The 8,238-nt window shown below is 58.3% G+C and carries 8 protein-coding genes and 1 riboswitch (1 of these 9 only partly in view); of the genes, 1 reads left to right on the top strand and 7 read right to left on the bottom strand.

What is annotated here, in order from left to right:
- From AVI_RS21235 to AVI_RS21210, 6 genes are all read right to left on the bottom strand, one after another.
- A protein-coding gene (locus AVI_RS21235; RefSeq protein WP_012654197.1) for a thiamine phosphate synthase crosses the window boundary here: on the bottom strand, positions 1-162 show its 5' portion. The gene continues 450 nt to the left of window position 1, outside the view; only the first 162 of its 612 coding nucleotides appear in the window; the start codon lies at positions 160-162; its stop codon lies off the left edge, out of view.
- A complete protein-coding gene (locus tag AVI_RS21230; protein WP_012654196.1) occupies positions 159-932 on the bottom strand; it encodes a thiazole synthase in 774 nt (257 codons plus the stop codon). Before AVI_RS21230 ends, AVI_RS21235 begins: the two co-directional genes overlap by 4 nt.
- A gap of 1 nt (position 933) precedes the next feature.
- Complete coding sequence (gene thiS, locus AVI_RS21225; RefSeq protein WP_012654195.1) at positions 934-1,131, bottom strand: sulfur carrier protein ThiS; 198 nt, start codon at positions 1,129-1,131, stop codon at positions 934-936.
- Entirely contained in the window at positions 1,128-2,120 is a 993-nt protein-coding gene (thiO, locus tag AVI_RS21220) for a glycine oxidase ThiO (RefSeq protein ID WP_012654194.1), read from the bottom strand. Before thiO ends, thiS begins: the two co-directional genes overlap by 4 nt.
- Before the next feature lies 1 nt (position 2,121).
- Positions 2,122-3,954, bottom strand: a complete 1,833-nt coding sequence (gene thiC / locus AVI_RS21215; protein WP_012654193.1) for a phosphomethylpyrimidine synthase ThiC — start codon at positions 3,952-3,954, stop codon at positions 2,122-2,124.
- Between the two features lie 105 nt (positions 3,955-4,059).
- Positions 4,060-4,178, bottom strand: a riboswitch (TPP riboswitch).
- Positions 4,179-4,245: 67 nt separating this feature from the next.
- On the bottom strand, positions 4,246-5,280 hold the full coding sequence (locus AVI_RS21210) for a dipeptidase (protein ID WP_012654192.1): 1,035 nt from the start codon (positions 5,278-5,280) through the stop codon (positions 4,246-4,248).
- 247 nt (positions 5,281-5,527) lie between these two features.
- Here AVI_RS21210 and AVI_RS21205 point away from each other — a divergent pair, with 247 nt between their 5' ends.
- A complete protein-coding gene (locus tag AVI_RS21205; RefSeq protein WP_012654191.1) occupies positions 5,528-7,036 on the top strand; it encodes a serine hydrolase domain-containing protein in 1,509 nt (502 codons plus the stop codon).
- Positions 7,037-7,354: 318 nt separating this feature from the next.
- On the opposite strand, the gene AVI_RS21200 is transcribed toward AVI_RS21205, so the two are convergent.
- On the bottom strand, positions 7,355-8,221 hold the full coding sequence (locus AVI_RS21200) for a D-amino-acid transaminase (protein ID WP_012654190.1): 867 nt from the start codon (positions 8,219-8,221) through the stop codon (positions 7,355-7,357).
- Between the last annotated feature and the right edge of the window lie 17 nt (positions 8,222-8,238).

The following is an 8,238-nucleotide window of genomic DNA, read 5'->3' as shown; positions in this document are numbered from 1 at the left end:
GTCATGGACTTGGCAGATGGCTTTCGCAGTTCGAATGTGGGCGCGCAGATCGCTTTCGACGATATCCTTCATACGTAACTGCACGAGTTTTACGCCAAGAGGAATCAAGCGCTCGATCCAGTCGGCGCTATCGACAATCAGGTAAAATGGATCGAGCTTCATGCAAAAACTCCCTTGCCAATAACCGGCGTCGATGGAACGGCCATGTCTCTCGGCTCCAGCAATCCCGCCAGATAGCCACCGTGACCTGCGTCAATGGCGTTTGCAAAGGCTTCGGCCATGGCGGCTGGGTCCGCAGCGGAGGCCACCGCTGTATTCAGCAGTACAGCATCGAAGCCCAGCTCCATCACCGTGGCGGCATGGGATGGCCGGCCGATGCCGGCATCGACAATCAATGGAAGATCTGGAAATTCAGCCCGCATCGCACGAAGACCGGGGATATTTTGCGGCCCCATGGCACTGCCGATTGGTGCGCACCACGGCATCAACACTTTGCAGCCAGCGCCCAAGAGATGCTCACCGACCACCAGATCCTCAGTGGTATAAGGAAAGACTTCGAAACCATCTTCCGTCAGTATGCGGGCGGCCTCGACCAGTTGAAACACATCCGGTTGCAGAGTGTCCTGGTGGCCGATCAGTTCCAGCTTGATCCAGTTGGTGCGAAATACCTCCCGCGCCATTTTAGCCGTCAGCGCCGCTTCCTTGACGCTGTGGCATCCGGCGGTATTCGGCAGAACCCGCACGCCCAAGTCCCGGATCAACTCGAAGAAGGCACCGCCCGCTTTGCCACCAGCGGTTTCCCGACGCAGGGAGACGGTCACGATCTCGGTTTTAGAGCGGCGCACGGCCTCGGCGAGAATGGCGGGCGACGGATAGCGGGCCGTACCGAGCAACAGGCGAGATGAAAGTTCGGTTCCGTAGAGTGTCAGCATGTCAGCCTCCCTGCATTGGTGAGAGAATTTCAATTCTGTCACCCTCGTTCAAAGCGCAGCCCTGCCGGTCTTCGGCGTGGACGAGATCGCCATTGATCGCTGTCGCCAGCCATTCGCCCTCATAGTCCAATTGCTTGAGAAGAGCCGAAAGAGTGGGGGCTGAGCAGTCCAAAGGCTCACCATTGACGATCAGTTTCATCGGGTCGCCCTCCGAGTGGGTTGATTTGATGTCGCGTGTTCGATCTGGTCCGCCGCCTGCCGGGCCATGGCGGGAGACAGTAGGAAGCCATGACGGTGCATTCCGGCAATTGCGAAGCCATCTGGTGTCTCGACAATGCGCGGCAGATTATCGGCAAAAGCCGGGCGAATGCCGACGCCAGTCTCGATCAGCCGGGCCTCGCCGAAAGCCGGGTTCAACGTGTAGGCAGCATTGAGGAATTCCATGAGAGACCGCGCGCTGATCGGACCGTCATCCCGCGCCTCTATCATGGTGGCGCCGACCATAAAGCAATTGTTGTCGCGTGGCACGATGTAGATCGGATGGCGCGAATGCAGCAGCCGGATGGGGCCGCTCAGGCTTATATCTGCTGTTTGCAGATAGATCATTTCGCCGCGCACCCCGCGCAGGTTCTCAATCGTATCGATCGCGGCAGCACCGCTACAATCGACGATGCTGTCAAAGCGGCTGGTATCAAGCTCGGCATCCGGCCCGAGATAGAAAGAGACACCCTGCTGCACCAACGCCTGATAAAGACCGTCCAATGCCTGGCGCGGATCGAGGTGGGCTTCATCCGCGAAAAACAGGCCCTTGCGAAAACGCCCGGCCAAATCCGGTTCCAATGCGGCGATGCCATCGGCGTCCAGCCATTGGTAGCCACGCGTGCGGCTGGCAAAGCGGTTCAGGTCCTGGATATCGCGGTTTGGGGTGAGGACCAGCGTCCCCTTGCGCGTGACGGAGCCAGGCAAAGCCTGTTCCCACCAATCCCCAGCTGCAAGGCCTAGCGTCAGAACCTGCTCTTCGGCGGCTTCCCGCTCACAATAAGGTGCAAGCATGCCGCCTGCATAGTGAGAAGCCCCCTGCCCTACCGAGGTTTTGATATCGCGCACCGCGACATTAATACCGCGTTGAACAAGTTCAAACGCCAATGTGAGGCCGGCAACGCCGGCCCCCTTGATCAGAATGGACATGTCATTCTCCCACCGACGGTTTCTCCTCATCGGAGACCGGCATGTAGAGATCACCGCCATCGCGGTATTTGGCCGCCATGGCTTCCAGCCCCTCTTTCTGGGCTTCGGCGCGAATATCGTGGGAAATCCGCATCGAACAGAATTTCGGGCCGCACATCGAGCAGAAATGCGCAACCTTATGGGCTTCCTTTGGCAGGGTCTCGTCGTGGAAGGATCGAGCTGTGTCTGGATCGAGCGACAGGTTGAACTGGTCTTCCCAGCGGAACTCGAAACGGGCGCGCGACAATGCATCGTCACGGACCTGGGCTGCCGGGTGCCCCTTGGCGAGATCGGCGGCGTGAGCCGCGATCTTGTAGGTGATGACGCCGGTCTTGACGTCATTGCGATCCGGCAGGCCCAGATGCTCCTTGGGTGTCACGTAGCAGAGCATGGCCGTGCCGTACCAGCCGATCATCGCCGCCCCGATGCCCGACGTGATGTGATCGTAACCGGGAGCGATATCAGTGGTCAGCGGACCAAGCGTGTAGAAGGGTGCCTCGCCGCAGGTCTTCAACTGTTTGTCCATATTCTCCTTGATCTTATGCATCGGCACGTGGCCGGGGCCTTCGATCATCACTTGGCAATCCTTCGCCCAGGCGATTTTGGTCAGTTCGCCCAGCGTTTCCAGTTCGGCGAATTGCGCGGCATCATTGGCATCAGCAATCGAGCCGGGGCGAAGGCCGTCACCAAGCGAGAAGGACACGTCATAAGCCCGGCAAATATCGCAGATTTCGTCGAAATGCTCGTAGAGGAAGCTCTCCTTGTGATGATGCAGACACCACTTGGCCATGATCGAGCCGCCGCGCGACACGATGCCCGTGACCCGGTTGACGGTAAGGTGGATATAGGAGAGGCGCACTCCGGCATGGATGGTGAAATAATCCACCCCCTGCTCGGCCTGTTCGATCAGCGTATCGCGGAACACGTCCCATGTGAGGTTTTCGGCGATGCCATGCACCTTTTCCAATGCCTGATAGAGCGGCACCGTACCAATCGGCACCGGAGAATTGCGGATGATCCAGTCGCGGATATTATGAATATTGCGCCCGGTGGAGAGGTCCATCACCGTATCGGCGCCCCAGCGGATCGCCCAGACCATCTTTTCCACTTCCTCGGCCATGGAGGATGTGACGGCGGAATTGCCGATATTGGCATTGATCTTCACCAAAAAATTCCGGCCGATAATCATCGGCTCGGCTTCCGGGTGGTTGATATTGGCCGGGATGATGGCGCGGCCCATGGCCACTTCCTGACGGACAAATTCTGGCGTGACGTAATCCGGGATGGACGCGCCAAAGCTTTCGCCATCGCGGATCAGCGCGTCCTTGGCGGCTTTGCGGCCAATATTCTCGCGGATGGCAATGAACTCCATCTCCGGGGTGACGATGCCAGCGCGGGCATAGGCAAGCTGGGTTACGGCTTGGCCGGGTTTTGCCCTCAAGGGCGCATTGCGCACCGGAAATTCCGGGGTCAGCTTTTCGCCTGAAGCAAAACCATTATCCTCTGGCTTGACGTGGCGTCCGGCATAGGGTTCGACATCACCGCGTGCGACCACCCATTCGGCGCGAATGCGCGGCAAGCCTGCATCGATGGCGATGGTGGCGTTTGGATCGGTATAGGGGCCGGAGCTGTCATAAACATTGACCGGCGGCTCGCCGGAGGTGGGGTGCAGCGTGATCTGGCGCATCGGTACGCGGATCTGCGGGTGGATCTCTCCGGCAATATGCACCTTGGCGGAGGCGGGAAGCGTCCCGGTGGTGACTTCGGGGGTCGGAAACTGTGGGGCGATATTCATTTTTGAGGCTCCAAGTGTTCAGGTTGGAGACCCAGTCATGATAGCCGGAATGATGGAAAGACGCCTGACCAACCCATAACGGGCCAACCCAATACGGGCCATGGTTTTGCAGCGCTTGCACCGTCCCTACGCCAGTATGAACTGGATCAGGTTCAACGGGTCACCGCGCTGCTGTTAAGCCTAGCGGAATCTCAGCCCCTTGCGGGACACCCCTGGTGAATGAGAGAAGATTACTGCCGAACTGGCACTAAGGTCAATGCCCGGCGAAATCTCATTTCGCCGAAGAGAGGGCTAAGCACCCCAGGTTCGCTCCAGCACCGAAATCCAATTGCCATGGCAGATCTTGGCAATCGAGGTCGCATCATAGCCCCGCGCTTCCAGCCCCTGGACGATCAAGGGAAGACCAGTTGCGTCCTTGAGGGCGGCGGGAACGGTTGTGCCATCGAAGTCTGAGCCGAGTGCGACATGGTCGATGCCGATGCGCGTCACGATATAATCGATATGGTCGATGAGCACATCCAGCGGTGTATCGAGATTGCGCTGACCGTCTTCGCGCAGGAAAATCACCCCGAAATTGATACCCACCAAACCACCACTGTCACGGATCGCATCCAACTGCCTGTCGGTGAGGTTGCGGCTATGAGGGCAAAGCGCGTGGGCGTTGGAATGGGAAGCGACAAGTGGTGCATTGGAAAGACCGGCGATATCCCAGAAGCCCTGTTCATTCATATGAGAGAGATCGACCATGATCTTCAACTCATTGCAGGCGCGGATCAGGTCCTTGCCAGCATCCGTCAGACCGGGGCCGATATCCGAGGAGGATGGAAAGCGGAAGGGAACGCCATGGGCAAAGATATTCGGCCGGCTCCAGACAGGACCGAGCGAGCGGAGCCCCGCCTGATGCAGCACATAAAGGGCATCGAGATCGGCAGCGATGGCCTCAACGCCTTCGATGTGAAAAACCGCCGCAAAGATTTCATTGGCGAGAGAATGCCGTATATCGGCGGCACTGCGGCAGACCTTGACGCGACCAGCCGAATTCGCCTCGATTTCGAACAGCAGCCGGGCCATGGCCAACGTCTCATTCAGCGCTTCCGGCTGGGCCGGGGCCTGGAAATCCCCGTTGTCATCAGGTTTGAAGCTTGGCGAGGGAATGAATACGGCACAAAGTCCACCGGCCAGTCCCCCTTGGCGCGCCTTGGGCAAATCAATATGCCCGGCCTCGCCGCCCTGCAAAAAATCCTGGTAGGGATGGGGACGGCCAGAACGGCGCAGCCGCAGCAGCACATCATTATGGCCATCGAAAACGGGAACGGTCTGTGTCATCGCTCTATCCTTGCACATCATCCAAATGCATCGGCCATGCCGAAACATCCTCGCATCGAAGATTCGTGAATATCCAAATGCATCAAAGGCTTGACATATTTAACCCCCAAATGCCACCCATTGAAGCAGATGCAAGACGGTATTGTCATCGGTCTCGCGCGACAAAGCGCATTGTCATACAACCTAAATGGATGCGGTAAATGACAACGCTATCATTGTCGCGGATATTTCGGCGGTAAAAGATTGAATGGAACAGATGTTAAACTGGAAAGACGCCGAACGGACCGTCAACGCCGCTCTTGAACCTTGGACGCAGGACGGACCCGGTGGGGCGGTGATCGGTTTTGACCTAGATGGCATCCGGTTTGGGTTAAGCGGTGGCATTGAAAACCTGAGCACGGGGGCGTCTTTTACCCCGGATAGTGTCATTCGCTATGCCTCCGTCACCAAACATGCATTTTGTACGCTGGTTCTGTCTCATCCAGACCTCATCGGCCTTGATGATCGGTTGGGCGTGCATTTGCCGGAACTGCAAGAACCACTCGCCAGTGTCACCGTCGGCCGCGCCCTGGATATGAGTGGCGGCTTGCCGGATACCCGAGAGGCGCTGAGCCTGCTTGGACTGTCGGTCTATACGGAAACCCGAAGCGGGCCGCTGCTGGACTTTCTCAGCCGACAGACCCGGCTTAACTTTGCCCCAGGTTCCGAAGTTTCCTATTCCAATACCGGCTACAGGCTGGTGGAAGCAGCGCTTGAGCGCAAGGGCATTTATTTCCGCGATTGTATCCAGCGTGCCGGCGCTGAAACCGGTGCGGTTTTCGATGCGCCAGAGGGTTGGAATGATGTCGTTGCCGGGCTTGCTCCAGGTTATTGGCATGACGGCCAGAAATGGCAGCTTTCCGCAGCTGGCCTGCATATTTCCGCCTCCGGCAGCATGACGGGCAGCGCCCGCTCGCTTGCCCTATGGCTGCAAGCCCTGCTGAAGGGAGAAGGCGCGCTGGCCGGGCGGCTCGAAGCCATGGCCGCTCTGCGCCCGCTCGCCGATGGCAGGCCAAGCGGTTACGGGCTGGGACTGGCCCGCACACGGTTAGGCGACAAGGACTTTGTTGGTCATGGCGGCTCGCATCCGGGCTACAAGACCTATTTTCTGCTTGATCCTGAAACAGGCGTTGGTTTCGTCGTCGTTTCCAACCGGGAGGACACTAACGGCGCCAAAATTGCCCAGTCTGCAATGATCGCGCTGTTCGGCCTGCCCCTCCCACGCTTGTCGAGGGCAATCCAAGACGGGCTTTACGTGGAAGACAGCGGCCCGAACTGGATTGAAGTGAAGGCAAGCAGCATTATTGCACTCGATGCCGAGGATGCGGCCTATGATGACGGCGACGGCTGGGTTTCCTCGCGCTCTTCCACCTCGCCGCTGCGGCTGAAAATGCAGGGAGACGATATTATCGGCGACGTCGGCCATGGGCCGCGCCATTACCGACCAGCCAAGGACGATGGTATCTCGCCATCGCTTTCCGGCACCTGGCTTTCGCCGGAAGGCGCCCGATTTGAAATCCACGGTTCCATGCTGGTGATGGGCATCGGCCCAACCCGCCAGTCCATGCCGTTGCAAGCGCTGGGTGGCGGTCGCTACCTCTTCACGCTTCACGATGGTCCCTGGACCAAGCGGATCTGCCTGAACATGCTCAGTGAAAACCGCCTTGAACTGGTTCTGGCTCGCGCCCGAATGATTGAGTATCAGCGGGCGGGATAGCGTTTGTCAGGGTCGGAGTGAACCATACTACACAACACAAACGCTCTGATTTGTCGTTACCCCCCCCTCTGTCCTGCCGGACATCTCCCCCTCATTGGGGGGAGATCAGATAGGCTTTGCCATTCATTTTATCGGATACCATGGTGATTTCCGACACTGTGAACTGTAAATGTGAAGCGAAGCGCTCACTCCGAGTCGATCTCCCCCTTGAGGGGGAGATGCCTGGCAAGGCAGAGGGGGGTAAGCCCCAAATAGAAACGATAACGTCGTGTCAGGGAAACCCAAGCTCCATCTTTCCCTGACAAACTCTAGGTTCGATTAAATCGCCGTCTTGCGGGCGTTTTCCATGTAGAGCGCCCGCAGCCGCGTTACCACTGGGCCGGGCTTGCCATCGCCAACCTGTTTGCCATCGATGCTGGTGATCGGCACGATGAAATTCGAGGCGCTGGTCAATGCCGCTTCGCGGGCCCCCAGCGCTTCCTCAACGCTGAAGGGACGCTCTTCGATAACAAGCCCATGTTCCTTTGCCAATTGCAGCAGCGCCAGCCGGGTGCAGCCGGGCAATGTTGCGTTGCTATTGGCGCGGGTGATGATCTTGTCATCGGCGGTGACGATATAGGCCGTCGAGGACGCGCCTTCGGTCACGAAACCGTCTTCCACCATCCAGGCTTCGTCACATGCTTCGGCCTTGGCGGCGCGCTTGGCCAGAACCTGCGGCAGAAGGCAGACGCTTTTGATATCGCGTCGCGCCCAGCGCTGGTCCGTCACGGTTTTGACCCTCAGGCCTTTTTCCATAACGCTGGCAACGTCGAGCGATTTTGACTGGGTAAACAGCAGCAAGGTCGGAGCGAGATCCTCGGAATAGAGGAAATTGCGATCTTCTGCACCTCTTGTATATTGCAGATAGATCATCCCTTCCTTCAAGCCGTTCTCGGCAATAAGCCGCCGCTCAATCTCAACGATTTCATCCGTCGATACCGGCAGATGCCCGCCGATTTCGCCGACGCTGCGCTCCAGCCGGGTCATGTGCAGGGCGCTGTCAACCAGCTTGCCGTCCAGCACGGCGGTCACTTCATAGATGCCGTCACCAAACAGAAAGCCACGGTCAAAAATCGAGATATGCGCTTCGTTTTCGGCCAGGAAGGCGCCATTGAGATAAACGGTGCGAAGGGCGGGATTGGACATGCAAACTCCTGTCATGC

The sequence above is a fragment of the Allorhizobium ampelinum S4 genome, assembly GCF_000016285.1.
GTDB lineage: Bacteria > Pseudomonadota > Alphaproteobacteria > Rhizobiales > Rhizobiaceae > Allorhizobium > Allorhizobium ampelinum.
Note: the sequence above shows the minus strand (reverse complement) of the source record. Positions and strands in the feature narration are given on the sequence as shown.